The sequence below is a fragment of the Kutzneria chonburiensis genome, from assembly GCF_028622115.1.
Lineage (GTDB): Bacteria > Actinomycetota > Actinomycetes > Mycobacteriales > Pseudonocardiaceae > Kutzneria > Kutzneria chonburiensis.
Genome location: NZ_CP097263.1, coordinates 7,150,304 through 7,176,958, shown reverse-complemented (window position 1 = coordinate 7,176,958; position 26,655 = coordinate 7,150,304). Strand labels below are relative to the sequence as shown.

Here is a 26,655-nt window from a genome sequence, read left to right as displayed (position 1 = left end):
GTCAGCCTTCCGGGCGGTTCAGCACGCCGTGTAGGGCGTTGTGCAGGGGCTCGTGGTCCTTGGGGTCGGCCAGCTGGCAGTCGGCGGCCGACAGGCGGTACCACTCGTCCGCGCCCTCGTAGCGGACCTCGACGGTCACCGCGCCGTCGTCGGCCAGCGTGGTGCGCAGCTCCAGGTCGCCGGTGATCACGCCGACGTCGTCGGTCATCACGCCGCCGGGCCCGGCCTTGAACAGGGAAGTGAGCGTCACAGCAAGCCCCTCGCCAACCTCAGGTCGTCGGAGTTGCGGTACCAGGTCCACTTGGTCACCGGGCGCGGGTGCGGCACGCCGTCCAGCCGCACGATCGCCGGCACGCAGCCGATCTGGCAGGCCCGGCCCAGCGCCGTGCTGACGCGCTTGACCACCAGCGCCCGCTTCGTCACATGGACGAGCAGGCCGGCGCCGCGGTCCGGGTCCGGACTGACCGTAATGCGGCTGGCCTGGCCCCGCAGGACCACGGTCTCGTCGCAGTAGGCCATTCCCCGAACCGGCCCGATCTCGCCTCGGCCGACCAGCACACCGCCGCTGTCGTCGCGGATCAGCGGCACCGAGTCGGAGTCCGCGGTCAGCGCCACGTCGACCGCCCGGCCGGTGTCGAGTGGCAGATCCCACAGCGAGGCCACGGTCGAGTCGGCCTCGGTCGGCACGAAACCGACCGTCACGTCCCGGAGCAGGTCCTTGCGCACCAGCCGGAGCACCACCGCGGCCAGGTCGGCGTCGCCGCCGACCACCACGAGGCGGCGTCCGTCCAGGCCCTTGACCAGGTGATCGACATCGTCCTTGCCGGGGCGCTCCGGAACCGGGCGCAGCTCAATGTCGTCACGGTCGGCAAAGGCTTGTGACTGAGCGTGACCCGCGTTCTTTCCGCAGGCCAGCACTAGTGCACCCATCGCCACCTCCTGGTCTACAGTCGTGCACCGGCATTCGGCCTTTAGTCGACTAGCACGGGGAGTCTCACATGCCTGCCATCGTCCTCATCGGCGCCCAGTGGGGCGACGAAGGCAAGGGCAAGGCCACCGACCTGCTCGGAGACCGCATCCAGTGGGTCGTCCGCTACCAGGGTGGCAACAACGCCGGCCACACCGTCGTGCTCCCCGACGGCCAGAACTTCGCGCTGCACCTGATCCCCTCCGGCATCCTCACGCCCGGCGTGCACAACGTCATCGGCAACGGCGTCGTGGTCGACCCCGGCGTGCTGCTCGAGGAGCTGGCCGGGCTGGAGGCCCGCGGCGTGGACACCAGCAAGCTGCTGATCTCCGCCGACGCGCATCTGATCATGCCGTACCACGTGGCCATCGATAAGGTCAGCGAGCGCTACCTGGGCAAGGCCAAGATCGGCACCACCGGCCGCGGCATCGGCCCGGCCTACCAGGACAAGGTGTCCCGGGTCGGCGTCCGGGTGCAGGACCTGCTGGACGAGAAGATCCTGCGGCAGAAGGTCGAGGCCGCGCTGGACTTCAAGAACCAGCTGCTGGTCAAGGTGTACAACCGCAAGGCCATCGACCCCGAGCAGGTCGTGGACGACGTGCTCAAGCACGCCGAGGCGTTCGGGCACCGCATCGCCGACACCCGGCTGCTGCTCAACCAGGCGCTCGACCGCGGCGAGAACGTGCTGCTGGAGGGCTCGCAGGGCACGCTGCTCGACGTCGACCACGGCACGTATCCGTTCGTCACGTCGTCCAACCCGACCTCCGGCGGCGCCTCGGCCGGCTCCGGCATCGGGCCGACGCGGATCACCACGGTGATCGGCATCCTCAAGGCGTACACCACCCGCGTCGGCTCCGGTCCGTTCCCGACCGAGCTCAACGACGAGATGGGCGAGCGGCTGCGCAAGACCGGCGGCGAGTTCGGCGTCACCACCGGGCGGTCCCGCCGCACCGGCTGGTTCGACGCCGTCATCGCCCGCTACGCGGCGCGGGTCAACGGCATCACCGACTACTTCCTGACCAAGCTGGACGTGTTGTCGGGCCACGAGACCGTGCCGGTCTGCGTTGCGTACGAAGTGGACGGTCAGCGGGTCGACGAGATGCCCATGACCCAGACCGACGTGCACCACGCCGTGCCGGTGTACGAGGAGCTGCCCGGCTGGTTCGAGGACATCAGCCACTGCCGCACCTTCGAGGAGCTGCCGGCCAACGCCCGGGCCTACGTCGAGTACCTCGAGTCGATCTCCGGCGCGCGGATCTCGGCCATCGGCGTCGGCCCCGGCCGTGAGCAGACCATCGTCCGGCACCAGTTCGTGAACTGAGCTCAGCGGCACGTGGAGGTCAGAGGCGTGACCTCCACGTGCCGGCGAGCATGGCCTCCTCCAGGTCCAGCTCGCGCATGACCTTGCGCATCACCGCGTCGTCCAGCCGGCCGGCCGAGCGTTCGGCCACCAGCACTTCCCGTTGCCTGGCCAGCATTTCCCGGCGCACACGGGTGATCGCGCCTTCCTGCGACGGGTCCTGCTCGATCATCCGGTCGCGCATCTGCATCATCTGGTGCATCCGCTGGCCGAACAGCTTGCGCTGCTCGACCGGGATCTCGGCCGGCACGAGGTCGGACAGCATGGCCTTGGCCGCCTTGGCGGCGGCCTTGCGGGCCCGCCGCTCCTGTGTGTGGTCCTCGGGCTGCTGGATCTTCAGCGCACGGATCAGCCACGGCAGCGAGATCCCTTGCGACAGCAGGGTTCCGACCGTGATCACGAACGCGACGAACTGGATGTAGGCCCAGCCGGGCGTGTTCTCGGGGATGGCGGCCGCCGCGGCCAGTGTGACCACGCCGCGCATGCCGGTCCACGACAGCACGGTGCTGATCTTCCAGGACGGCCGGCGCCGCCGGCGGACCATGCGCAGCAACACGTTGCGGCCGAACACGAAAGCGACCCGTACCAGGATCACCGCGCCGAGCAGGGCCAGTGCGATGGGCAGAATGCTGAAGTCGCTGATGCCCTTGAGCACGAACGGGAGTTCCAGGCCGATCAGGCCGAACACCAACGACTCCAGCAGAACGTCCACAGTGGTCCAGACCGACTGCTCCTGGAGCCGGGTAGCGTAGCCGGCCTTCGGGGAGTTGTGCCCGAGATAGAGGCCGGCGGCGACGACGGCCAGCACGCCGGAGCCGTACAGCTCCTCGGCCACCAGGTAGCAGGCGAACGGAACCACCAGTCCCAGCACGGATTCCAGCACCGTGTCGTCCAGATGGGTCCGGGCGAAATGGGCGGCGACGCCGATCACCAGACCGACGGCGATGCCCACCACGACCGCGATGACGAACGTCGACAGCTGGGCGAACAGGCCGGTGCTGGCCCCGGCGACACCAGCCAACGCGACCTTGTACAGGGTCAGCGCGGAGGCGTCGTTGACCAGGGACTCGCCGGTGAGCACGGTCATCGCGCCCCGCGGCAGGCCCAGCTTGCGGCCGATGGCCACCGCGGCGACCGCGTCCGGCGGCGCGACGACCGCCCCCAGCAGCAGCGCGACCTCCCAGGGCAGCTCGGGAATCAACAGGTGTGCCAGCAGCCCGACGGCGAAGGCGGTGATCACCACCAGCACCACGCCGAGCTGGATGATCGGATCGGCCACGGCCTTGAAACTCAGGTACGAGCTGTCCAGCGAGGCCGAGTACAGCAGCGGTGGCAGCACGACGCCCAACAGGATGTGCGGATCCAGCTGATAGTCGTCGGCCCCGGGCAGGAACGAGATCGCCAAGCCGACCACGACCAGCAGGAGCGGCGCGGGCAGATCCCAGCGGCGGGCCGCCGCCGTGACCGCGATCGAGCCGACGACCAGGAGCAGCAACTGGGCTCCGTGCATCCGAAAACCTCCCTGTACGACAGACTCCCAGGATCCGGGAGCGCCGCCGACCAGCGTTGACACACCCTCGACGGCTCGCCAAGACTCCCACGCATGGGTGAACGACTGGTCGCACGGATCCACGTGGACCTGCGCCGGCAGGCCAGCGCGGTCTGTCCGGTTCGCTGATTTCCTCCCACCAGCTGAGAACCTCTCACCTTCGCGCGCCATTCACGCCTCGGAGGAATCGTGGCGATTCCCGTCCTGGCCGACCGCGCCCTTCCGGCTTCGGTCGCCCCACCCCGTAAACGCCGCCGCCGCCCGCTGTCCGGGGCCTGGCGCTGGCTCAGCCCGGTCACCCTGCTGCTGGTCTGGCAGGTCGCCAGCGGCACCGGCATCCTGCCCGAGGACAAGCTGGCGTCCCCGCTTCGCGTGCTGGCGGCCGGTGTCGACCTGGCCGACTCCGGGCAGCTCGGCGACGCCTTTGCGGTGTCGTTGACCCGGGTGCTGCTCGGCGTCGCCGTCGGGGCGGTGATCGCGCTGGCGCTGGGCCTCACCGCCGGCCTGTCCCGGTGGGGCGCGGTGCTCGTCGACCCGCCCGTGCAAATGCTGCGGACGCTGCCGTTCCTCGGCCTGATCCCGTTGTTCATCATCTGGTTCGGCATCGGCGAGGAGCCCAAGATCGCGCTGGTCGCGCTGGGCTTCGCCTTTCCCTTGTACCTCAACGTGTACGCCGGCATCCGCGACACCGACCCGCAGCTGCTGGAGGCGACGGCGGTGCTCGGCTTCACCCGCTGGGAGCGGCTGCTGCACGTGGTGCTGCCGGCGGCGTTGCCGCAGGCCCTGGTCGGGCTGCGGCAGGGGCTCGGCGTGGCCTGGCTGTCGCTGATCGTCGGTGAGCAGATCAACGCCGACGCCGGCCTCGGCTACCTGATCAACAACGCCCGCGACTTCCTGCGTACGGACCAGGTCGTGGTCGGCCTCGTGGTCTACGCGGGGCTGGGGCTGGCCACCGACGCGCTGGTCCGCGCGCTGGAGAGGAAGGCGCTCAGATGGCGCAGCACACGGTGACCGTGCGCGGCCTGGTCCGTCAGTTCGGGCCCCGCCGCGTGCTCGACGACCTGGATCTCGTTGTACGGCAAGGAGAATTCGTCGCACTGCTGGGGCGCAGCGGCTCCGGCAAGTCGACGCTGCTGCGGATTCTCGCCGGCATCGACCGTGACGGCGACGGCGAGATCGCCGTCAACGGCACGGTGTCCGTCGCCTTCCAGCAGCCGCGACTGCTGCCGTGGCGACGGGTCTGGCGCAACGTTTCCCTTGGCCTGCATGGGGTCGACGGGCGGTCGGTGGCCGAGAAGGCGCTGGCCGAAGTGCAGCTCACCGATCATGCCCAGGCGTGGCCGCTGACGTTGTCCGGTGGCGAGGCGCAGCGCGTCTCCCTGGCCCGTGCGCTGGTCCGTGAACCCGACCTGCTGCTGCTCGACGAGCCGTTCGGCGCGCTGGACGCGTTGACCCGGCTCGCCATGCACCGGCTGGTCGACGACCTCTGGCAGCGGCACAAGCCGTCGGTGCTGCTGGTCACCCACGACGTCGACGAGGCGTTGACCCTGGCCGACCGGGTGCTCGTGCTGGACGAGGGCCGGATCGTTGCCGAGCACACCCCGCCCGTTTCCCGGCCGCGCCGGCCGGCCGACTTGACCGAACTGCGAGCCCGCGTGCTCGCCGACCTGGGAGTGACCGTCGATGAAGCTGCCTAACCTGTTAGCCGTGCTGGCCGTGGCCACGCTGGCGTTGGCCGGCTGCGGCGGCGCCTCCGCCGCGTCCGGGCCGGTGGTGCTCAAGGTCGGTGACCAGAAGGGCGGCTCGCAGGCGTTGTTGCAGGCCGCCGGGTTGCTGGACGGCACCCCGTACAAGATCGAGTGGTCGACCTTCACGTCCGGGCCGCCGCTGCTGGAGGCGGCCAACGCCGGCGCGATCGACATCGGCGGCGTCGGCAACACGCCGCCGATCTTCTCGGCCGCGGCCAACGCCAAGATCACCGTCGTGCAGGCCGGGCAGCACAAGGGCCCGGGCGACGCGATCCTGGTGCCGGGCGACTCGCCGATCCAGCAGCCTGATCAGCTCAAGGGCAAGACCATCGGCGTGGCGCAGGGCAGCTCGGCGCACGGCCAGCTGTTGTCGGTGTTGAACAAGTACGGCATCGCGGTGTCCGACGTGAAGATCAACTATCTGCAGCCGTCGGACGCCTACGCCGCCTTCACCCAGCACCGCATCGACGCCTGGTCGATCTGGGATCCCTATACCTCGCAGGCGTTGTTGCAGGCCCATGCCCGGTCGATCGTCAACGGCAGCAGCGGCACCGCCAACGGCTACTCGTTCCAGGTGGCGGCGTCCAGGGCCTTGGCCGACACGGCCAAGGCCGCCGCGATCAAGGACTACCTGGCCCGCATCGCCAAGGCGCAGAAGTGGTCCGACACGCACAAGGACGAGTGGGCGGCCGCGTGGTCCAAGGTCACCGGGCTGGACCCGGCGGTGGCCAAGGCGTCCGTCAACGACGGGGCGACGCTGCCGATCCCGTTGGATGACAAGGTGATCGCCTCCGAGCAGCAGCTGGCCGACGCCTTCGCCACGGCCAAGGTGATCCCGGGCCGGTTGACGTTCGCGAACTTCGTCGACAAGCAGTACGAGAGCACCGGGAGCTGACGATGAGCGTTGTCCTGCACTGGTTCCTGCCCACCTCGGGCGACGGGCGCACCATCGTCGACCGCTTCCACGGCTCCCAGGAGGCCGGTGCGCCGGCCCAGCGCGGTCCGGACATCGACTACCTGGCGCAGATCGCCCGCGCCGCCGAGCAGCTGGGCTTCGTCGGTGTGCTCACGCCGACCGGGACCTGGTGCGAGGACGCCTGGCTGACCACGGCCGCGCTGATCGCCCAGACCGAGCGGCTGAAGTTCCTCGTCGCCTTCCGACCGGGCACCATCTCGCCGACGCTGGCCGCGCAGATGGCCGCCACGTACCAGCGCATCTCGCGCGGTCGCCTGCTGCTCAACGTGGTCACCGGCGGGGATGCCATCGAGCAGCAGCGGTTCGGGGACTGGCTGGAGCACGACCAGCGCTACGCCCGTACCGATGAATTCCTGAGCATCGTGCGCAAGCTGTGGTCCGGTGTGCCGGTCGACTTCGCCGGTCAGCACCTTCGCATCGCCGGCGGGCTGGTCCCCGTGCCGCCGGATCCGTTGCCGCAGATCTACTTCGGCGGCTCCTCCGACGCCGCTCTGCCGGTCGCCGCGCGGCACGTGGACGTGTACCTGACCTGGGGCGAGCCGCCGGCCCAGGTCGCGGAGAAGATCGCCCGGGTGCGGGCGTTGGCCGAGGCCCAGGGACGCACGTTGCGCTTCGGCATCCGGCTGCACACCATCAGCCGGGACAGCTCCCGTGAGGCCTGGGCCGAAGCCGACAAGCTGATCGCGGCCATCGACCCCGCGTCGCTGGCCAAGGCCCAGGCCCAGCTGGGGACCAGCCAGTCCGTCGGGCAGCAGCGCATGGTCGCCCTGCACGGCGGGCGGCTGGACAAGCTGGAGATCTACCCCAACCTGTGGGCCGGCATCGGGCTCGTCCGCGGCGGCGCCGGCACCGCGCTGGTCGGCAGCCACCAGGAGGTCGCCGACCGGATCGAGGAGTACCACTCGCTGGGCATCGAGGAGTTCATCTTCTCCGGCTACCCGCACCTCGAGGAGGCCTACTGGTTCGGCGAGGGCGTGCGTCCGGAGCTCGTGCGCCGCGGCCTGATCTCCGCCGAGCTGCCCAAGGCCGCGCCACGGGCCCTGGTGCCGGCGCTGTAGTCCGCGGGGCCGCGCTCACTCGCGGATGAGCGCGGCCTCCTCCAGGTCCAGTTCCCGTTGCACCCGGCGGAAAACCTCGTCGTCGATCTGCCCGTCGTTCCGGGCCGCGAGAAACACCTCGCGCTCGGCCGTCAACATCGTCAGACGCAGCCGCTGCCAGCGGGCCGCCGGCATCTCGCCGACCTCCTTCTCGTCACGGCCGAGGCGCTCCCACGCGGCGTTGCCGCGGTGCTCGGCCAGCAGCTTCAACCTCGTCACCACGTGCTCCGGGGTCTCGTCGTCGGCCACCGTGTCAAGACGCTCAACCGACACCTTGGCCGCGTGGTATTTCACCTGGGCCTCGGCCAGCGTGTCGGTGTGCTCGTCGGTGCTCCTGATGCGGAGCAGCCGGATCAACCACGGCAGCGTGAGTCCTTGCACCATCAGGGTTCCGACCGTGACGACGAACGTGCAGAGGATGATCACCTCGCGGCCGGGCAGGTTCAGCGGCAGGCCGAAGGCCGCCGCCAGCGACACCACGCCGCGCATGCCCGTCCAGGCCACGATGAACACCCAGCGCGGCGGCGGCATCGGCTCGCGGGCGCGGATCTTGCGTGACAGCAGGCGCGGCAGATACGTGCCCGGGTAGACCCACAGCACGCGGATCACCATGGCCGCCAGCAACACCAGCAGCGCCGCCCCGAACAGCGGCCAGGTCGCGCCGCTTTCGGCCAGCACGAACCGCAGCTGCAGGCCGATCAGGCCGAACACCCACGACTCCAGCAGCAGGTCCATCGCGGCCCAGACCGCCGTCTCCTGAAGCCGCGTCGCGTAGCCCGCCTGCGGCGCCTTGTGGCCCAGGTACAGGCCGGCCACCACCACCGCCAGCACGCCCGAGGTGCCCCGCGACTCGCCGATCAGATAGGCGCCGAACGGCACCAGCATGCCAAGGCCGCTCTCCAGCACGTTGTCGTGCAGGCGCTGGCGGATCCAGTGCACGATCACGCCGATCACGTAGCCGATCAGCGCGCCGCCGACCGAGGCCTCCAGGAACGTCACGATGCCGGTGCCCCAGGACATCGCCGTGCCCGCGGCCGCCGCGACCGCCACCTTGTACGCCGTCAGCGCCGTCGCGTCGTTGACCAGGCTCTCGCCCGTCAGCACCGTCATGATCCGGCGCGGCAGGCCCAGCTTGCGGCCGATCGCCACCGCCGCCACCGCGTCCGGCGGGGCCACGATTGCACCAAGTACCAGTGACGCGGGCAACGGAAGCGTGGGAATCAGCAGGTGCGCCACCAGCCCGACGCCTAGCGTTGTCGCCAGCACCAGGCCGATCGCCAGCAGCCCGATCGCCCGGATGTTGCGGCGGATGTTGACGTACGAGGACTCCAGGGCGGAGGTGTAGAGCAGCGGCGGCAGCACGAGCACCAGCACCAGCTCCGGCTCCAGCCGGAAATCCGGCATGCCCGGCACGAACGACGCGGCCAGACCGACCCCGACCAGCAGCAGCGGGGCCGGCCAGTCCAGGCGGCGGGCCAGCGCCGTCACCGCGAGCGAGCCGGCCAGCAACAAGAGAATCTCGACGCCCTGCACGAGCGGAAAGGATATGCAAGATGACCTGTGTTCACGTGCCTACCGAGGTCGCGGTCCCGCAGAGCTCGGCCGGCTGCCAGGACTGCATCGCCGCCGGCCAGCGCTGGGTCCACCTGCGACTGTGCCTGACCTGTGGACACGTCGGCTGCTGCGACTCCAGCGTCGGCCGGCACGCCTCCGCGCACTACCGCTCCAGCGGGCATCCGGTGATGCGCTCCCTCGAGCCCCGGGAGTCCTGGCGGTGGTGTTTCGTGGACGACCAACTCGTCTGAAACCGCACCTGTAGGCTGTTCGGTCGTGCGCGTCCTCGTCATCGGGTCTGGTGCCCGGGAGCATGCCCTGTTGCTGGCGTTGTCCAAAGACCCCGCCGTGACCGCGTTGGCCTGCGCCCCCGGCAACGCCGGCACGTCCGCCGTGTCCGAGACCTACGGCGTCGATCTCGCCGACCCCGGCTCGGTGGCCGCGTTGGCCAAGGAGTGGAACGCGGACCTGGTGGTGATCGGGCCCGAGGTGCCGCTGGTCGCCGGGGCCGCCGACCCGGTCCGCGATGCGGGCATCCCGTGCTTCGGGCCGTCCAAGGAGGCCGCCCGGATCGAGGGCTCCAAGGCCTTCGCCAAGGACGTCATGCAGGTCGCCGGTGTGCCCACCGCGCGTAGCGAGATCGTCGACACCCCCGCTCGGCTCGACGCCGCCCTGCACCGGTTCGGTCCCACCTGGGTCGTCAAGGACGACGGGCTGGCCGCCGGCAAGGGCGTCGTCGTCACCAAGGACTACGACGTGGCGCGGGCCCACGCCATGCACCTGCTCGACGGTGGGCATCCCGTGCTGCTCGAGTCCTTCCTCGACGGTCCCGAGGCCTCGCTGTTCTGCGTCGTCGACGGCACCACCGTCGTGCCGCTGCTGCCCGCCCAGGACTTCAAGCGGGTCGGCGACAACGACGCCGGCCCCAACACCGGCGGCATGGGCGCTTACACCCCGTTGTCCTGGGCCCCCGAGGGCCTCGTCGACGATGTCGTCGCCAACATCGTGCAGCCCGTCGTCGACGAGCTCGCCGCCCGTGGCGCCACCTTCTCCGGCCTGCTCTACTGCGGTCTCGCGTTGACCTCCGACGGCCCCCAGGTGATCGAGTTCAACTGCCGCTTCGGCGACCCCGAGACCCAGGCAGTGCTGGCCCTGCTCCGCACTCCCCTCGCCGGCCTCTTCCTCGCCGCCGCCGAGGGTCGCCTCGCCGCCCATCCGCCCCTCGAGTGGGAGGACGGCGCCGCCGTCACCGTCGTCATCGCCGCCGAGGGCTACCCCGGCCGGCCCCGTACCGGCGACGTCATCACCGGCGCCGAGCTCGACGGCGTCCTCCACGCCGGCACCCGTCGCCGTGACGACGGCGCCGTCGTCTCCGCCGGCGGCCGTGTCCTCTCCGTCGTCGGCACCGGCCCCTCTTTGGCGGCCGCCCGCGAGGAGGCCTACCGTCTCGTCTCCCTCGTCGAGCTCACCGGCTCCCACCACCGCTCCGACATCGCCCTGCGGGCCGTCCAGGGCGACGTCCACATCCCGTAGGAACCGTCCCGCCCCCGCCTCCGTCGAACTCAGGCACGGCACACGCCAACGTTGGTAGCCTGCGAACCGGGTCCGAGTAGTCACGAAGCGTGCGGGGGCGGTCTTCATGGACATGGCAAAACAGGTCGGCGCCGACCTCGGCGCCATCGGCGCCATCCTGAACCCACTGGCCGGGGTGGCTGACGAGTACGCCGCGGTGAGCGGCGGCCAGATCACGGTCAACCACGACACCGTCCTCCAGGTCGGCAAGATCATCCACGACCAGTGGCAGCAGTTGACCGACGTCACCAAGCCGAAGCTGTTCCACCTGAATGTCAACAAGATCGGTGACGACAAGGTCAGCGCGGCGGCAACTACGGCGTGGAACGCCGTACTGGTGACCAATGACGACTCGTACTACAACCGGATCTTCCAGTACATCGACGGTCTGAAGGCTCTGGCCGACAATCTCAGAACGGCCGCTCAGCAGTATGGCTACACCGAAGAGCAGATCACGGACGCGTTTGGAGCGGCAGGGTGACCTTTCGGATCCGATTCGGCGCGACGATCGCACTGGCGGCGGTCGCGCTGGCCGCCTGCTCGACGACCACCGATCCCGGGCACGCGGATCCGACGTCGACCACGTCCAGTTCGAGTTCGGCCAACCCGAAGCTGTCGCGCCCGAAGGACCTGAAAATCGCCAACGTGGACCCGTGTTCACTGCTCACGGATGCGCAAAAGACGCAGTTGAAAGTCACTCATACCGGACCGGGACCAGGTTCCGCCGATAGCGGATCGCCGTCGAGTTGCTCCTACACGGTGCTCAAGCCGATCCCATACTCGATGAACATCGCACTTGACTCCAAGCTCGGTGTTGAGGACTGGCTGGGCGGCAAGTACGAGGGGCAGGATCTGCGGAAGCTCTCGGTCCAGTCCTACCCGGCGGCGCAGACCCTGCTGCTCGCTGAGAAGTTTTCGGATCCCAATGCCGGCGGTTGTCAGACGCTCGTGAGCACAGCGGCCGGGCAAGAGTTGCACGCGGGTGCCCTACAGGATTTGAAAAAGGGCCTCACCACGGCTCAGCTGTGCGATCTGTCGAAGCAGCTGGCCGATCTTGCCATGACCACGTTGTTGGCGAACCAGTAGAGGCGGAGGGCGACCAATGGCGGACCAACTCGGTGACTTCCGGTTCGACGGGTACAGCAACGGCGACCTCGCGGACCAGGTCAACAAGATCAAGTCTGGGGCGGGGTCGAGGGCGCTGCAGCCGGCGATCGACACGCTGCACAGTGTCGCCCAGGACCTGACCTCGACGAACCAGCTGTTGACCACGCAGCTGGCGAAGCTCGGGGTGGACTGGCACAGTGTGGCTGGGCAGGGGGCGAGCAACATCATGTCGTCCAACGTGAACTACGGCGATGACGCTCAGTACAACATCACCGGCGCGAACAATGCGCTGACGACGCAGAGCGACTCGCACACGGTGGCGCAGAGTGCGCCGGCGCCGTCCACTGACACCAACAAGAACTTCGGCGACAACGTGGCCGGGTTCTTCGGGTATCAGACGGATCACGCCAAAGAGGTGGAGCAGGCGCAGGCCGATCGGGAGCAGGCCATCGCGCAGCTGAATGCCTATCAGTCGAACTCGCAGGATGCCATTGCCAGCACGACCCCGATGAGTGCGCCGCCGACGATCGGGCTGACGGCGCAGCCGGTGCAAGGGACCTCGATGACGGGGATGGGCGGCTACGGAACCACGGCGGGCAGCTACGGCGGCCCGGGGGGCAGCGGTGGGGGCTACGCGGGGTACCCGGGCGGAAGTGGTGGCGGGGGTGGCTTCACGCCGCCAGGAGGGGTGCCGGGCGGCGGGGTGCCGGGACCGGGTGGCGTGACGGGGATCGGACCGGGCACGGGAAGGCTGCCGGGGGCGATGCCGCCGGCAGCGGCAGCGGCGAGTGGGCTGCTGGCGGAAGAAGTGGGGCTGGGAGCGGCGCTGGCCGGCGGTGCTGGGGCGGTGGCTGCCGGGGCCAGGAGCGGTAACCCGAACGCGATGGTGCGGGGCGGCGGAACGAGCGCCCAGCCGGGAGAGAAGGCGAACACGCCGAGCCGGGCTAGTGCGACGGCGGGGGCGATCGACGAAGAGAAGGCGGCGCAGGCCCGGGCGGCGGAGCGGATTGCGCCGGGGAAGGCGGGGGCACCGGGCGCCGGCGGCCAAGCGGGGGCGGCGGGCCGCGGGGGCAAGAAGGAAGAAGACAGCGAGCACGAGCGGAAGTACACGGTGGAAGAGGACCTGTTCGGGGACCACCGCCGCGTCGCGCCGACGGTGCTCGGCGAAGACCCGGACGCCTAGCCGATGCAGCCGACGGTGCTGTCCCGCCTGGACTTCGACGTCCTGTGGGAGAACGAACGCTTCCCCCGCCGCCACGTGGCGTTGACTGTGCCGAGCCCGGGTGAGACGCACACGGAGCGGGCCCGCCTGGTCCAGGAGACGTGGCGCTCGCTGGAGCAGAGGGGCCTGGCCGAACGCGGGCGGGCGGCGCCGGATCTGGCGGATGATCTGGCGCTGCTGGCCTACCCGAGGCAGGCGGTGTACGGCTTCATCTGGGCGCCGGACCGCAAGATCTCGCTGCTGGCGGCGTCGAACGGCGGCAGTGCGCTGATGGGTGTGGTGGACGGCGATGAGGTGTGGCTGATCAAAACCGAGTCGATCGCGGACGCGGCGGTGTCGGTGGCAGGTGAGGCGAGGCCGGGACCTGGGCAGTCGGTCAGCCTGCCGACGGCGCTGCTGACCAGCGCGGATGCCCGGGCCAATGGCGACCCGCAGCGCCTGGTCCTGGAGTTGTCGGACGAGAACGTGCCGCTGGGCCAGGCCCAAGTGCTGGTCGGCATGGTGGCGGGCATGACGACCCGCGGCCAGTTCGGCGTGGAGACGGCGCAGGGCGCGGAGCGGCCGACGCGGGCGAGCCGGGTGGTGGCCTTCCACGACACGCCCAACGGACGCTATCTGCATCTGGTGAAACCCAGCGCGGACCGCACGGAGTGGAGCACGATCACCCCGGCGGACAACCGGCTGCTGGCGACGAGCGTGCGGGAGCTGCTGGACGAGGCCTGATCACCCGTCGGGCTGAAATCGGAACCGCCGGCGGCCGACGCCCGTCAGAGTGAAGCGAGAAGGGGGCACCGTGACGGCAACGAAGTACAACTTCGACGCGATCGACGCCTGCCGCGGCGCGATGAGCACCCAGGCCGGCCAGTACGGCGGCGTCGGCGACGGCTTCCAGGGCGGGACGACCAGCGCGGACGTGTTCGGCCAGCTGGACGCCTCGGCGGGCTTCGCGAGCGCGATCGACGGCTTCCAGAGTGCCCTGCACGGTGAGCTCCAGGCGGCGGAAAGCCTGCTGCGCAAGGTGGAGTCCTCGCTGGACTCGATCGAGACGACGCTGCAGGACCAGGAGAAGGCCAACGCGAGGGGACTGACGGCGACATGAGTGCGGTCGACGACGTCGCGGCCCTGCCCGGTGGCGGCGCGGTCGCCGAGATCGCCCGCAAGGTGGAGAAGGCCCAGCCCCAGGCGATCCGGGACGTGGCCAAGCACTGGCGGGACAGCGCGTCCAAATGCGACAACCAGGGCAAGGCCGTCACGTCGGCGGTGAACGCCCTGGACGGCGCCTGGTCCGGCGGCTCGGCCGACTCGTTCACGGCCTACATGGGCAACTTCACCAAGGCCGGCGGCTCGATGTCGGAGGCGCTGAACAACGGCGCGGCGGCGCTGGAGTCGGCGGCGAACACCGTTGAGCAGGCCAAGTCCGCGGTGGACAGTCGCTGCGAAGGGCTGCTGGGCGAGGTCCGCAGCTGGGACGCGGCCCATCCGCAGCCCAAGGACGGCGAGCGTGAGGCGGCGATCGAGCGGCTGTGCAACGCGGCCAAGGGTGACGTGCAGAAGTCGGTGGACGCGGCCAACAACGAGCTGAGCAATGCTCTCAACCAGCTCAAGAGCGCGACCTTCATCGGCTCCAAGTTCTCCGTGCTGCCCGCCCCGGGCGAGCAGACCTTCGTGCCCGGCCCCGGCCGCACCATCGACTGGAAGGCCAACCCCGACCCCAATCCGACCACCACCTCCACCGAGAGCCAGCATTCGAGCGGCGGGGGAGGCGGTGGCGGCGGAGGCGGCAGCTACGGCGGTGGCGGTGATGGCGGCGGCGGTGGCGGCGGCCTCGGCCCCAGCGGCGGCCCGCCCGAGGGCGGCGGCGGCCCCGCGCCGCAGGGCCAGGTCAAGGAGTGGATCGAGGAGGCGATGAAGATCCTCCAGGAGAACGGTGTCGACACCTCGAAGATGAGCGAGAACGACATCTGGGCGATCATCCAGCACGAGTCCGGCGGCAACCCGCACGCGATCAACCTGTGGGACTCCAACGCCAAGGCCGGCCACCCGTCCAAGGGTCTGATGCAGTGCATCGACGGCACGTTCCAGTCGAACAAGCTGCCCGGCCACGACGACATCTACAACCCGGTGGACAACATCATCGCCGGCGTCCGCTACTCGATCGCCCGCTACGGCTCGGTGTCCAACGTGCCGGGCATCCGGGCCATGTCGCACGGCGGCGCCTACCAGGGCTACTGAGGACTACTCGGAAACAGCCAGCGACAGCAGGGTCATCGCGTCGTGGTCGCCGCTGCCCGGCGCCGCCTGGTAGATGGTCATGCGCTGGCCGTCCTCGTCAAGGCCGACCACCTCGTAGGCGAAGGTCACCTCGCCGACCTGTGGATGGTGGAAGGTCTTCTGCTCGCTGCGCCGGTGCCGCACGTCGTACCGGTGCCACAGGCCGGCGAACTCCGGGCTGCCGGCGGTGAGCTCCTCGACCAGCGCCAGCAGCTCGGGGGCCTCGGGATCGGCGGCAACGGCGGTGCGCAGCTGGGCGACGCTGCCGACGGCGGCCTTGTCCCAGTCGGCGAACAGCGTGCGGGCGCCTGGATGCAGGAACGTGTACCGGGTGGTGTTGCGCCGATCCGCCGGCCAGTCGGTGATTCCGGCCAGCAGCGCGAGGCCCTCCGGGTTGGCGGCGAGGATGTCGCTGGTCGCGTTCAGCACGTACGCGGGACAGGGGCGCAGCGTCTCCAGCAGTTGCCGGATGCCCGGCCGCACGGTTCGGCTGCGCCGGGCCGGCCGGTGCGACGGCCGCTGGGCCAGGTAGGTGGCCAGCGCGCACAGGTGCGAGTGCTCGTCCTCGTTCAGTCGCAGCGCGCTGGTCAGCGCGTCCAGGACCGCCGTGCTGGGGTTGGTTTCCTTGCCCTGCTCCAGCCGGATGTAGTAGTCGATGCTGATGCCGGCGAGTGCGGCGACCTCCTCGCGCCGCAGGCCGGGAATGCGCCGCAGCCCGGTCCCCGACGGCAGGCCGACGTCGCCGGGCAGCAGCCGGGCCCGGCGGGCCCGGAGGAACTCCCCGAGTTCGTTCGACGCCCCCATACTTCGAGTGTGGCAGTCCGACGGTGCCGGTGGGTAGCCGTGTGACTACCAGGAACGTCGCTGCCTGCAACAAAACGGCGATCACCACGAAGGTGGAGCGATGAGCTTCGACGAGGGTTCGACCGCGATGGACGTGATCGACGGGCACGATCTGCGGGACAAGGTCGCGGTGGTCACCGGCGGCGCGTCGGGCCTTGGCGCCGCGACCACCCGTGCCCTGGCCAGTGCCGGGGCGCAGCTGGTGTTGGCCGGCCGTAACGAGGTCAAGGGTGCGGCGAAGGCCGCGGAGCTGCGGGCGGCCACCGGCAACGGCGCGATCGAGTTCGGGGCGCTGGACCTGGGTTCCCTGGCCTCGGTGGCGGTGTTCGTGCGGGACTTCCTGGCCACCGGGCGGCCGCTGCACATCCTGGTGAACAACGCCGGTGTGATGGCGTGCCCGTTGGCCTACACCGACGACGGGTTCGAGACGCAGTTCGGCACCAACCACCTCGGCCACTTCGCCCTCACCACCGGCCTGCTGCCGGCGCTGCGGGCGGCCGGCGACGCCCGTGTGGTGGCACTGTCCTCGCGGGCGCACCGCAGGGGCGACATCTACTTCGACGATCCCAACTATCGCCGGCGGGCCTACGATCCGTGGCAGGCGTACGGCCAGTCCAAGACCGCGGTCGCGTTGTTCGCGGTGGGCTTCAGCCACCGCCACGAGGCTGACGGCATCACCGCCAACTCGGTGATGCCGGGCGCGATCATGACCGACCTCCAGCGGCACCTCCCGCACGAGCGGCTGGTGGAGATGGGCTGGGCCGACGAGAACGGGCTGGTGCGGAACAAACCCGGTTGGAAGACACCCGAGCAGGGTGCGGCCACCTCGGTGTGGGCGGCGGTCGCGCCGGAGCTGGCCGGCGTCGGCGGCAAGTACCTGGACAACTGCGCGATCGCCGAGCCGTGGACCAAGGACGGCGACCCGCCCAACGGCCACTACCTGCCGTACGCGGTGGATCCCGACCACGCCGAGCGGCTGTGGGTCCTGTCGGAGAAGCTGACCGCACGCTGACCGGACGAGCCGCGATCACGTCTGCTGCCGGGCGCGGGCCCGCCGCACGTACCCGGTCTCCACGAGCGCCACGATGATCAGCAGCGCGGCCAGCAGCGCCGCCAGCGCGGCGGCGGGCATCAGCGGGCCGACCAGTCCGACGGCGACGCACAGCCCGACGGCCGGCACGCGGACCGCGGCCAGCAGGCGGAAGACCCACCACCGCGTCCAGATGAACACCACCAGAAACAACGCGGTGCCAAGGCAGAGCAGCCAGTCCACCGTCTGCTGTGGACGGTCGCCCGGATGCTTGACGACGAACTTCATGCCGACCGCGATGGCCACGATGGCGCAGATCAGCCCGTAGTGGCCGTACGCGAGCAGATCGCGGATCACCCTGCTCTGGTTCCGCTCGCTGCGCAGCAGCTGCACCAGCGCGTCGTACGAGCGGTGGAAGTAGAGCCACCACAGGCCACACGTCAGCGCGAAGCAGGCGGCCAGCGACAGCGCCTCGATGCCGCCGAACCCGTGCGACACCGCGCCGCCGGTGGACACCAGCGACTCGCCGAGCGCGATCATGACCACCAGGCCGAACCGCTCCGGCAGGTGTGCGGCGTCGACCCGCAGGTCCTTGAGCCGATCGCGCAGCACCCACGTCGTCGACAGCTCCGCGACCATCAGCAGGGTCCACGCGACCAGCCGGGTTTCGGGGGCCAGCAACGACGTCGCCAGCAGCAGCGGGCCGGTGACCACCGCCGACGTGCTGAACGGCGTCAGCCCGATGCGGCCGAACCGGTCCACCGACCACCAGAGCAGCAGCAGCCGCAGCACCACGAACATCGCCGCGAAGAACACCGAGTGAACACCGAAGGCGGACGGCGCGGCCACGGTCATCAGAAAGGTGAACAATCCGATACCGAACAGCCTCAGCCGGTCCTTGACCCGGTCGAGGTCGGTGAAGTTGGACAGAATTCCGGTGCCGACCCAGGCCCACCAGAACGGGGTGAACAACACCCATGCGCGGAGCATCCCGGCCACCGAGACGTCATCGGCCAGAATAATCGCAACCTGCATGACGGCGAATACAAACACGAGGTCGTAGAACAGCTCGGCCCAACTCACCCGTTTCACCGCGTCAACGGCTGTCATGCACCGAGAGTAGGCGTGACCTGAGCGTATGCGCGCCGTTCTCGTCGCCGATGGCCAGGTCGGGAGCCACCCTCGGTCAGGTCCGGGAAGTACGGCCCGTACTTGACAAAGACCGCCGGTTGAGGTGGTCACCCGGATGGCAAGCGCGGACGAGGCGTTGACCGGTCGGCCCGCCGGTGCGGATGCTCGTTTCACGTCCGGATCGTGTCGGACTATTCCGTCGGTCACGCGAAAGGCTGTGAAATGACCAGCAACACGCTTTATCTCGGCCGCGAATGGAAGATCGAGCACGACAAGCGGGTCAAGGTCAACAATGCTGAGCTGGAGTACACCGTGCTGGGCAAGGGGGAGCCGGTCCTCCTGATCCACTGCACGTCCATCGCCGACGGCCTGGTCACGCCGCTGCTCCGCTTCTACCCGGAGCTGCTGGAGCGCTACCAGTTCATCAGCTACCACCGGGCCGGCTACAGCGGCAGCACGCTGGAGAAGGACAGCCTGAGCATCGAGGAGAGCGCCGAGCACGCCAAGCAGGTGCTCGACCACCTCGGCATCGACAAGGCGCATGTGATCGCCTACTCCTTCGGCGGCGTCGTCGGTTTCCAGTTCCTCCTGTCCTACCCGGAGCGCGCGCACACCGCCGTGCTGCTGGAGCCGTACCTGCCGCGCGAGAGCGAGGCCGGCGTCAAGGCCAACATGGACGCCATCACCAGCGCGTTCGAGCTGTACAAGAAGGGTGACAAGCGGGCGGCCGCGACCCAGTTCATGGCCGACGTCTGCGGCCCGAGCTACCTCGCGTCGGTCGACACGACCTGCCCACTGGACACCTGGGAGAAGGTCGAGCAGTGCGCCGACGTGACCTTCGGCGTGGACTTCCCGGCGCTGGGCGGCTGGTCGTTCCGGATGTCCGAGGCCGACGCGATGGTGAAGAACAAGCCGACCATGCCGGTGCTGGCCGTGATGGGCCAGGACAGCGAGGCCGCGATGCCCGGCTTCCGGGAGACCCAGCGGTTCCTGCTGGACTGGCTGCCGCAGGCGGAGCGGGCCGGCATCATCGGCGCCAGTCACGGCATGCAGATCATGAACCCGTTCGCGGTCGGCGAGGCCGTGCAGGCCTTCTTCGCCAAGAACCCGATGCGGTAGCGGGCATGTCGGCGGAGAGCTTCCTGGCCTTCCTGACCGCGGTGCGCTCCGATGCCGCGATGTCGGCCCGCTACGGCCGGCGCGATCTCGGACAGCTGTTGTTCCACGCCAAGAACGACGGCTTCGACTTCACCGCCGAGGACGTGACCGCGGTGGTCGGCCAGCTGGAGATCAACATCATCGTGGCCAAGGACGGCGAGGCGGTGGACGGCAACAGCAGCCTGTGGCGCGACATGTGGGGCCGGCCCTACCTCGACTACGTCGTCGGGCACGTGATCGCGCGTCACACCGACAAGGAGATCCGGTCACTGCTGCGGCTGGCGGCGGCATGACCGACAACGTGATCGAGTTCCTGCGCACGGTCGCGGGCCGGCCGGGGGTGCTGGACAGCCTCAAGGCCCGGAGCAAGCACGAGGTCCTCGCGGCGGCCGCCGGATTCGGGCTTCCGTTCAGCGAGAACGACTTCAACACGCTGGTCTGGGACCTGGAGATGCGGCTCGCGCAGGAGCGCGGCGAGCAGTTCGACTCGACGTTCCCGCTCTGGCACGTGATGTGGGGCAAGACCTACCTGGAGTACGTGGTGGTCGACCTCATCCCGAGCCTCGAGGAGAAGAACCTGATCTGAGCGCATACCTGGCGGTCGCGGTGGTGGGGCCGCGGCCGCCGCACGGCCGAGAGTTCCGAAGGGATGCATGATGGACAACCACGGCGCCTACGACTACGTCGTCGTCGGCGCGGGCACTGCCGGGTCCGTCCTCGCGCGACGCCTGGTCGACGGGTCGGACTGCCGGGTCCTGGTACTGGAGGCCGGCGGTCCCGACTACGCCGACGCGGTGCACCGTACCGACATCGGATCGATGACCTCGTTGTGGGGCAACGCGGACGTGACCTGGCCGCACGTCACCACGCCGCAGCCGAACCTGAACGGACGGACCATTCCCGTCCCGCAGGGCAAGGTGCTCGGCGGCGGCAGCTCCGTCAACGCCATGATGCACGTCCGGGGCAACCGGCTGGACTTCGACCACTGGAACTACCTGGGCAACGAGGGCTGGTCCCACCGGGATGTGGTGCCGTACTTCAGGAGTTCCGAGGACTTCGACGGCGGCGCCTCCGAGTACCGTGGCGTCGGCGGCCCGCTGCGGGTGATCTCCTACCCGGAGCCGTCCGAGGTGTCGCAGGCGTTCGTCGCCGCGGCCGAGGAACTCGGGTTCGGGGCCGCCGGCCAGGACTACAACGGCGCGTGGCAGGACGAGGGCGCGTTCTTCTACCAGTCGGCGCGGTACGACCGCGATCGCCGGTGCAGCACGGCGGATGCCTACCTGCGGCCGGTGCTGGCCAACCCGAACCTGACCGTGCTGACCGGCGCGCGGGCCTGCCGGGTGTTGATCGAGGGCGGGCGGGCGTTCGGCGTCGAGTACGTCCGCGACGGCCTGCTGCAACGGGCCACAGTGGACGGTGAGGTGATACTCGCCTGCGGCGCGTTCGCGTCGCCCCAGCTGCTGATGCTTTCCGGCATCGGTCCGGTGGAGCACCTGCGGGACAACAACATCCGGGCCGTGGTCGACCTGCCCGGCGTCGGCCGCAACCTCCAGGACCACCTGCTGTTCGGGGTCGGCTACGAGAGCAGGCGCGAGCAGAAGTTCCCACAGCTGCTCGCGGAGGCGGGCCTGTTCACGCATACCAGGCCGCGGTGCGAAGCCGCGTCGCCGGACCTCCAGTTCTTCTTCGGCCCCATCCAGTACGTCGACGAGACGTACCGGATCGACGGGCCGGCGTTCACCTTCGCGCCGATCCTGGCCCGCCCGCAGAGCCGGGGCACGGTGACGCTGCGCTCGAAGGACCCGGCCGACCTGGTCGTGGTCGACCCGCACTACCTGGAGTGCTCGGCCGACCTCGACGTGCTGGTCGACGCGATTTCGCTGGCGCGGGAACTGGTCGGCGCCAAGGCCTTCGCCCCGTTCCGCGGCCGCGAGCTCGCGCCGGGCGACGAGGTGCGGGACCGGGCCGGGCTCGTGCGCTATGTGCGGGAGAGCGCATCGACCGTCTGGCATCCCGTCGGCACCTGCAAGATGGGCAAGGATCGCGAGGCGGTGGTGGATTCCGCCCTGCGGGTGCACGGCGTCGCCGGGTTGCGCGTCGCGGACGCCTCGATCATGCCCACGATCACCAGTGGCAACACCAACGCCGCGACCATCATGATCGCCGAGAAAGCCGCGGACATGATCAGCGCGGGCCGCGACTGAGAGGCCGGCCAACCATGACCGAAACATTCGACTACATCATCGTGGGCGGTGGCACGGCCGGTTCGGTCATCGCCAACCGGCTCACCGAGGACCCCGACGTCACCGTGCTGGTGCTGGAGGAGGGCGACCCGCGCATCGGCGACACCGTCACCGATCCGACCCGGTGGAACGAGGTGCTGCTGACCGAGTTGGACTGGGCATACATGAGCGAGCCTCAGCCCGGCCTGCGCGGTTCCCAGGTGTACTCGGCCGCCGGCCGGGGCCCCGGCGGCACGTCGAACGTGTACCACATGATCCACACCCGGGGCCGCCGCGCCGACTACGACTCGTGGGCCTACGGCGGCGCCACCGGCTGGTCGGCCGACGAGGTGCTGCCGTTCCTGCAACGGCTGGAGAACCAGCGGGACGACACCAACCCGACCGCCGGCCACGACGGCCCGATCAACGTGATCAGCGCCAAGCACACCGGAAACCCCGTGTCCCAGGTGTTTCTCGACGCCTGCGCGGAGCTGGGCTATCCGACGGTCGACGATTTCAACGTGGACATGTTCGGCGCGGGCTGGCAGCACGTCGACATCGCGGACGGACGTCGTTGCGGGGCAAGGGCCGGCTATCTCGAACCGGCGCTGCGCCGGTCCAACCTGACCCTGCTGGCCGGCGCGCTCGTCGGCCGGCTGGTGCTGGAGAACCGGCGCTGCGTCGGCGTGGAGTACCTGCGGGGCGGGCAGACCATCACGGTCAGGGCCGCGCGGGAGGTGATCGTCAGCGCCGGCGCCATCCAGTCGCCCAAGCTGCTGATGCTCTCGGGCATCGGCAATCCCGACCACCTGGCCGAGATCGGCATCCCGGTCCGGGTGGCGCTGCCCGGCGTCGGCGAGAACTTCCACGACCACCCGTTGATCATCGGGCCGATCGGCTACCTGTCGGAGCCGCCGCCGGATCCGCTCGGCAACGTCACCGAGGCGGCGCTGTTCTGGGGCTCGGTGCCCGGGCTTGCCGTGCCGGACATGGAGATCTGCATGGTGCACCGCGCGCCGTTCGGGGAGAACTTCTTCGCCAACGTGATCAAGCGCGTGCAGACCGGCCAGCCGCTCCAGGACGTCACCGACCTGGTCGATCCCCGGGTGATCCTGAGCCTGCCCGGGCTGGTGCGCCCGCTGTCGCGGGGCTGGGTGCGGCTGGCCAAGGACGATCCGACCGTGCACCCGAGGATCAGTGCCAACTACTACGCCGAGCCCGTCGACCTCGAGGCCGCCACCACGATGGTGCAGGTCGCACGGGACATCTACGCCAGCAAGGCCTTCCGCGAGCGCTACGACCTCCAGGAGCTCGCGCCGGGGCCGGACGTCAAGTCCCGCAAGGAACTCAAGGCATGGGTGCGAGCCAACACCGGCTCGTACTACCACTTCGCCGGCTCCTGCCGGATGGGTGTCGACCACCTCGCCGTGGTCGATCCCCAGCTCAGGGTCCGTGGTGTGGAAGGACTTCGGGTGGCCGACGCCTCGGTCATGCCGTCGATCGTGTCGGCCAACCCGCACACCACCGTCGTCATGATCGGTGAGCGGGCGGCCGACTTCATCCGTAACGGGGAGAGCACGCGATGATCCACCAGTTCATCTTCGGCGCCCCGAAACCGGGGTGGACCGCCGAGGAGTTCCAGGACTACTGGCTCAACGTGCACGCCGTGAAGTACGCGAGCAAGATCCCGCAGATCAAGCGGTACCTGATCGACTCCCGCATACCGTACGAGGGGGACATGGGCGACCCGGTGCTGCCGCACCAGGGCGTCGCCGAGATCTGGCTGGAGAACGAGCAGGAGCAGCTGGCCTCGTTGCAGACCGAGGAGTTCCTACAGGGCGCCAGGGCCGACGAGCCGAACTGGGCCGCGTTCTGGTCCAGCATCGTGCTGGACACCACCGCCCACACCGTGTTCGCCGGGCCGCCACGCAACGACCGGCACCCGGACTGGGTCAAGCTGACGATGCTGCTCAAGCGCCGGCCCGGCCTGGCGCTGGCCGAGTACCGGCAGCGACTTCTCGGCACCTATTCGGCGAACGCGAGCAGGTTGCCCGGCCTGCGCCGTTACCTCCAGTGCCACACCAGGGACGGCGCATACGTTTTCGGCGAGGCGCCCTTCGACAGCGTCGAGCAGCTGTGGTTCGACGACGTCGAGGCGCTGCGCGCGGCGCTGACCGGGCCGTACTTCACCACGCGGGTGAAGCCCGCGCTGGACGAGCTGGTCGACCCGAAGTACGTGTTCTCCCTTGTCGCCCGCGAGGACTGGGTCATCGGCCCGGAAACGCCGTGACGAAATCCGGCCGTTCGAGGCGCGATTCATTGTTCACACCGCCCTACTTCTCCCGGGAGTTGTCGTGACAAAACAGGTCCTCGTGGTCCTTTCCGAATACGGGTACTGGGGTGAGGAACTGGTCGGCCCGCTGGTCCAGTTCGACGACCGGGGATACCGCGTCGTGTTCGCCACCCCGAGTGGCAAACAGCCGCGCGCGTTACCGCCGAGCATGGACCCGGACTACATCGACCCGCCGCTCGGCCGCTCCGTCACCACCGCGGAGATGGCCCAGCTGGTCCGCGACGTCGACGAGTCCGCCCGGCTGGCCACCCCGATCAGCCTGGCCGCGTGGCTGCCGGAGCGCCCGTACACCGCCGACGAGAACTACCTGCGGCACCTGGAGTCCTACCACCGGGAGCTGGACAAGGTCCTCACCGACATCGCCGAGTACGACGCGCTGCTGATCGTCGGTGGCTCCGGACCGATCGTCGACCTGGCCAACAACGAGCGGGTGCACGCGCTGATCATGGCCTTCCTCCGGTCGGACAAGCCGGTGGCGGCCGAGTGCTACGGCGTGGCCTGCCTCGCCTTCGCCCGCGACTGGGAGACGAGGGAGAGCCTGATCCGCGGCAAACGCGTGACCGGGCACTGCAAGGAGTACGACTACAAGGACGGCACCGGATTCGTCGGGGTGGTCGACTTCAACATGGGGCCGCCGCCGTACCCGCTGGAGTACATCCTGCGCGACGCCACCGGTCCGGACGGCCGCTATATCGGCAACTTCGGCAAGGAGACGTCGGTCATCGTGGACTACCCGTTCATCACGGGCCGTTCCACGCCGGACTCCGTGCTGACCGGGCAGAAGGTCATCGAGGTCCTGGAGAACGGCCTGCGCCGCTTCGGCTGGTAACCGGCGTCACCGCGAACAGGGAGGACGGGCCGTGGCCAGACTGGGCAAGACGGCGATCATCGAACAGTTCCTCGCCGACGGGCTGAGCTACATGTTCGGCAATCCGGGAACGGTCGAGCAGGGTTTTCTCGACGAATTGGAGAAGTTCGACGGCTTCCACTACATCCTGGCCCTCCAGGAGACCGTCGCCGCGGGCATCGCGGACGGCTACGCCCGGGCGACCGGCGGCCCCGCGCTGCTCCAGCTGCACAGCGGCGTCGGGCTCGGCAACGCCATCGGCATGCTCTACCAGTCCAAGCGCGGCCACACCCCGCTGGTGGTGGTCGCCGGCGAGTCGGGCGTGCGGTACGAGGCGATGGACGCCCAGATGGCGGCCGACCTGGTGGCCATGGCCCGTCCGGTGACGAAGTACGCGACCAGGGTCACCGATCCGAACTCGGTGCTGCGGGTGCTGCGGCGGGCCCTGAAGATCGCGATGACGCCGCCGCGCGGTCCGGTGTTCGTCGCGCTGCCGATGGACGTGCTCGACGCGCCGAACACCGAACCCGTTGTGCCGACGCATTTCCCGCACACCCAGACGGTGCCGGTGCCCCGTCTGGTCAAGCGCGCGGGCGAGCTGCTGGCCGGCGCACGGCGGCCGATCGTGCTGATCGGCGACGGCGTGTCGGTGTCGGAGGCGCAGCCGGAGCTGACCCGGGTGGCCGAACTGCTCGGCGCGGACGTGTGGGGCGTCGAGTTCGCGGAGGCGGACTTCGACACCCGCCACCCGCTCTGGCGCGGCCAGCTGGGGCACATGTTCGGCGAGGTCAGCACGGCGGCGGTGCGCGAAGCCGACGCGGTGCTGGTGGTGGGCACGTACCTGTTCCCTGAGGTGTTCCCCGCGCTGGAGAACCCGTTCCGCCGGGACGCCCGGATCGTGCACATCGACCTGGACGCCTACGAGATCGCCAAGAACCATCCGGTGGCACTCGGGCTGGTGGCCGATCCGAAGTCCACATTGGACGCCTTGGCCGGCGAGCTGGACCGGGTGCTCACCGAGGACGACCGCATCGCCGCCGTGGACCGGCTGCGGCAGCGGGCCGCCGAGACCACGCCCGCGCCCGACGACGGCTCGATGCTGGCGACGTTCGCCCGCACGCTGGCCGAGCGCGGGCCGGCGGACATGATCGTCTTCGACGAGGCGCTCACCTCGTCGCCGGCGATCGGCGAGTACCTGCGGGCGGCCCGGCCACGGCGCTGGTTCGCCACCCGCGGCGGCTCGCTCGGGGTCGGCATTCCCGGCGCGGTCGGCATCAAGCTGGCCATGCCGGACAAGACCGTGATCGGCTTCACCGGCGACGGCGGCAGCATGTACACGATCCAGGCGCTGGCCACCGCCGTTCGGCACGGCATCGACGCGAAGTTCGTGGTGTGCAACAACCACAGCTACGGACTGCTCAACGAGAACATCGCGCAGTACTGGCGGGAACGTGAGATCACGAGGCATGGCTTCCCGCGATCGTTCGACCTGTCGCACCCGGAGATCGGCTTCGTCGACATCGCCCGCGGCCACGGCGTCGCCGCCGTGCGGGTGGACAAGCCCGGCGAGGTCGAGCCGGCCGTCGAGCAGATGCTGGCCCACGACGGTCCCTTCCTCATCGACCTCGTGACCAACTAGGGGACGGCC

Annotated in this window: 29 protein-coding genes; 23 read left to right on the top strand and 6 right to left on the bottom strand. The window is 69.7% G+C overall.

What is annotated here, in order from left to right; translation table 11 throughout:
- Position 1 precedes the first annotated feature (1 nt).
- Together M3Q35_RS32945 and M3Q35_RS32940 are read right to left on the bottom strand one after the other, a co-directional pair.
- Entirely contained in the window at positions 2–250 is a 249-nt protein-coding gene (locus M3Q35_RS32945; protein ID WP_273936439.1) for a hypothetical protein, read from the bottom strand.
- Positions 247–930 (bottom strand): hypothetical protein, encoded by a 684-nt coding sequence (locus M3Q35_RS32940; RefSeq protein ID WP_273936438.1) that lies wholly within the window; start codon positions 928–930, stop codon positions 247–249. Before M3Q35_RS32940 ends, M3Q35_RS32945 begins: the two co-directional genes overlap by 4 nt.
- Positions 931–998: 68 nt before the next feature.
- Here M3Q35_RS32940 and M3Q35_RS32935 point away from each other — a divergent pair, with 68 nt between their 5' ends.
- Positions 999–2,288: an adenylosuccinate synthase gene (locus M3Q35_RS32935; RefSeq protein WP_273936437.1), complete on the top strand. Its 1,290-nt coding sequence runs from the start codon at positions 999–1,001 to the stop codon at positions 2,286–2,288.
- Positions 2,289–2,307: 19 nt separating this feature from the next.
- Here M3Q35_RS32935 and M3Q35_RS32930 read toward each other — a convergent pair whose 3' ends face one another.
- The gene (locus tag M3Q35_RS32930; RefSeq protein ID WP_273936436.1) at positions 2,308–3,837 is read right to left on the bottom strand and encodes a Na+/H+ antiporter; all 1,530 of its coding nucleotides are present in this window, start codon (positions 3,835–3,837) and stop codon (positions 2,308–2,310) included.
- A gap of 93 nt (positions 3,838–3,930) precedes the next feature.
- On the opposite strand from M3Q35_RS32930, the gene M3Q35_RS48985 reads away from it, so the two are divergent.
- The 5 genes from M3Q35_RS48985 to M3Q35_RS32910 are packed head-to-tail and all read left to right on the top strand — an operon-like array spanning position 3,931 to position 7,658.
- Complete coding sequence (locus tag M3Q35_RS48985) at positions 3,931–4,005, top strand: putative leader peptide (RefSeq protein WP_376776002.1); 75 nt, start codon at positions 3,931–3,933, stop codon at positions 4,003–4,005.
- A 57-nt stretch (positions 4,006–4,062) separates the two neighbouring features.
- Entirely contained in the window at positions 4,063–4,887 is an 825-nt protein-coding gene (locus M3Q35_RS32925) for an ABC transporter permease (RefSeq protein ID WP_446685276.1), read from the top strand.
- The gene (locus M3Q35_RS32920) at positions 4,869–5,573 is read left to right on the top strand and encodes an ABC transporter ATP-binding protein (RefSeq protein WP_273936435.1); all 705 of its coding nucleotides are present in this window, start codon (positions 4,869–4,871) and stop codon (positions 5,571–5,573) included. Before M3Q35_RS32925 ends, M3Q35_RS32920 begins: the two co-directional genes overlap by 19 nt.
- On the top strand, positions 5,560–6,519 hold the full coding sequence (locus M3Q35_RS32915; RefSeq protein ID WP_273936434.1) for an ABC transporter substrate-binding protein: 960 nt from the start codon (positions 5,560–5,562) through the stop codon (positions 6,517–6,519). The genes M3Q35_RS32920 and M3Q35_RS32915 overlap by 14 nt, the downstream gene beginning before the upstream one ends.
- A 2-nt stretch (positions 6,520–6,521) precedes the next feature.
- On the top strand, positions 6,522–7,658 hold the full coding sequence (locus tag M3Q35_RS32910) for an LLM class flavin-dependent oxidoreductase (protein ID WP_273936433.1): 1,137 nt from the start codon (positions 6,522–6,524) through the stop codon (positions 7,656–7,658).
- A gap of 15 nt (positions 7,659–7,673) precedes the next feature.
- Here the strand turns inward: M3Q35_RS32910 and M3Q35_RS32905 are convergent, their stop codons facing one another.
- Positions 7,674–9,230 (bottom strand): Na+/H+ antiporter, encoded by a 1,557-nt coding sequence (locus M3Q35_RS32905; protein ID WP_273936432.1) that lies wholly within the window; start codon positions 9,228–9,230, stop codon positions 7,674–7,676.
- A gap of 20 nt (positions 9,231–9,250) precedes the next feature.
- Between M3Q35_RS32905 and M3Q35_RS32900 the strand changes: the two genes are divergently transcribed.
- The 8 genes from M3Q35_RS32900 to M3Q35_RS32865 all read left to right on the top strand — a co-directional run bounded on the left by M3Q35_RS32900 (position 9,251) and on the right by M3Q35_RS32865 (position 15,384).
- The gene (locus M3Q35_RS32900) at positions 9,251–9,502 is read left to right on the top strand and encodes a UBP-type zinc finger domain-containing protein (protein ID WP_273936431.1); all 252 of its coding nucleotides are present in this window, start codon (positions 9,251–9,253) and stop codon (positions 9,500–9,502) included.
- A gap of 25 nt (positions 9,503–9,527) precedes the next feature.
- Positions 9,528–10,784: a phosphoribosylamine--glycine ligase gene (purD, locus tag M3Q35_RS32895; RefSeq protein WP_273936430.1), complete on the top strand. Its 1,257-nt coding sequence runs from the start codon at positions 9,528–9,530 to the stop codon at positions 10,782–10,784.
- A gap of 106 nt (positions 10,785–10,890) precedes the next feature.
- On the top strand, positions 10,891–11,304 hold the full coding sequence (locus M3Q35_RS32890; RefSeq protein WP_273936429.1) for a hypothetical protein: 414 nt from the start codon (positions 10,891–10,893) through the stop codon (positions 11,302–11,304).
- Positions 11,301–11,909, top strand: a complete 609-nt coding sequence (locus M3Q35_RS32885; RefSeq protein ID WP_273936428.1) for a DUF3558 domain-containing protein — start codon at positions 11,301–11,303, stop codon at positions 11,907–11,909. The genes M3Q35_RS32890 and M3Q35_RS32885 overlap by 4 nt, the downstream gene beginning before the upstream one ends.
- Positions 11,910–11,925: 16 nt before the next feature.
- On the top strand, positions 11,926–13,113 hold the full coding sequence (locus tag M3Q35_RS32880; RefSeq protein WP_273936427.1) for a hypothetical protein: 1,188 nt from the start codon (positions 11,926–11,928) through the stop codon (positions 13,111–13,113).
- Positions 13,114–13,116: 3 nt separating this feature from the next.
- The gene (locus tag M3Q35_RS32875; RefSeq protein ID WP_273936426.1) at positions 13,117–13,875 is read left to right on the top strand and encodes an ESX secretion-associated protein EspG; all 759 of its coding nucleotides are present in this window, start codon (positions 13,117–13,119) and stop codon (positions 13,873–13,875) included.
- 70 nt (positions 13,876–13,945) lie between these two features.
- Positions 13,946–14,251, top strand: a complete 306-nt coding sequence (locus tag M3Q35_RS32870; RefSeq protein WP_273936424.1) for a hypothetical protein — start codon at positions 13,946–13,948, stop codon at positions 14,249–14,251.
- Entirely contained in the window at positions 14,248–15,384 is a 1,137-nt protein-coding gene (locus M3Q35_RS32865; protein WP_273936423.1) for a WXG100 family type VII secretion target, read from the top strand. The genes M3Q35_RS32870 and M3Q35_RS32865 overlap by 4 nt, the downstream gene beginning before the upstream one ends.
- 3 nt (positions 15,385–15,387) lie before the next feature.
- Here the strand turns inward: M3Q35_RS32865 and M3Q35_RS32860 are convergent, their stop codons facing one another.
- Positions 15,388–16,227: a helix-turn-helix transcriptional regulator gene (locus tag M3Q35_RS32860; RefSeq protein ID WP_273936422.1), complete on the bottom strand. Its 840-nt coding sequence runs from the start codon at positions 16,225–16,227 to the stop codon at positions 15,388–15,390.
- Positions 16,228–16,327: 100 nt separating this feature from the next.
- Between M3Q35_RS32860 and M3Q35_RS32855 the strand changes: the two genes are divergently transcribed.
- A complete protein-coding gene (locus M3Q35_RS32855; protein ID WP_273936421.1) occupies positions 16,328–17,278 on the top strand; it encodes an SDR family NAD(P)-dependent oxidoreductase in 951 nt (316 codons plus the stop codon).
- A gap of 15 nt (positions 17,279–17,293) precedes the next feature.
- On the opposite strand, the gene M3Q35_RS32850 is transcribed toward M3Q35_RS32855, so the two are convergent.
- Entirely contained in the window at positions 17,294–18,406 is a 1,113-nt protein-coding gene (locus tag M3Q35_RS32850) for a low temperature requirement protein A (protein ID WP_273936420.1), read from the bottom strand.
- A 243-nt stretch (positions 18,407–18,649) separates the two neighbouring features.
- On the opposite strand from M3Q35_RS32850, the gene M3Q35_RS32845 reads away from it, so the two are divergent.
- The 8 genes from M3Q35_RS32845 to M3Q35_RS32810 all read left to right on the top strand — a co-directional run bounded on the left by M3Q35_RS32845 (position 18,650) and on the right by M3Q35_RS32810 (position 26,646).
- Positions 18,650–19,546, top strand: a complete 897-nt coding sequence (locus tag M3Q35_RS32845; RefSeq protein WP_273936419.1) for an alpha/beta fold hydrolase — start codon at positions 18,650–18,652, stop codon at positions 19,544–19,546.
- Positions 19,547–19,551: 5 nt separating this feature from the next.
- A complete protein-coding gene (locus M3Q35_RS32840; protein ID WP_273936418.1) occupies positions 19,552–19,878 on the top strand; it encodes a Nif11-like leader peptide family natural product precursor in 327 nt (108 codons plus the stop codon).
- Positions 19,875–20,171: a Nif11-like leader peptide family natural product precursor gene (locus tag M3Q35_RS32835; protein ID WP_273936417.1), complete on the top strand. Its 297-nt coding sequence runs from the start codon at positions 19,875–19,877 to the stop codon at positions 20,169–20,171. Before M3Q35_RS32840 ends, M3Q35_RS32835 begins: the two co-directional genes overlap by 4 nt.
- 67 nt (positions 20,172–20,238) lie before the next feature.
- A complete protein-coding gene (locus M3Q35_RS32830; protein ID WP_273936416.1) occupies positions 20,239–21,789 on the top strand; it encodes a GMC family oxidoreductase in 1,551 nt (516 codons plus the stop codon).
- Positions 21,790–21,803: 14 nt separating this feature from the next.
- Positions 21,804–23,393, top strand: a complete 1,590-nt coding sequence (locus M3Q35_RS32825; RefSeq protein ID WP_273936415.1) for a GMC family oxidoreductase — start codon at positions 21,804–21,806, stop codon at positions 23,391–23,393.
- Positions 23,390–24,097 carry an EthD domain-containing protein gene (locus tag M3Q35_RS32820; RefSeq protein WP_273936414.1) on the top strand — a complete coding sequence of 236 codons (708 nt, stop codon included), beginning with the start codon at positions 23,390–23,392 and terminating at the stop codon, positions 24,095–24,097. The genes M3Q35_RS32825 and M3Q35_RS32820 overlap by 4 nt, the downstream gene beginning before the upstream one ends.
- Positions 24,098–24,161: 64 nt before the next feature.
- Positions 24,162–24,989: a type 1 glutamine amidotransferase domain-containing protein gene (locus tag M3Q35_RS32815; RefSeq protein WP_273936412.1), complete on the top strand. Its 828-nt coding sequence runs from the start codon at positions 24,162–24,164 to the stop codon at positions 24,987–24,989.
- Positions 24,990–25,020: 31 nt separating this feature from the next.
- Positions 25,021–26,646, top strand: coding sequence for a thiamine pyrophosphate-binding protein (locus M3Q35_RS32810; RefSeq protein ID WP_273936411.1), 1,626 nt, complete (start codon positions 25,021–25,023; stop codon positions 26,644–26,646).
- Positions 26,647–26,655 lie beyond the last annotated feature (9 nt).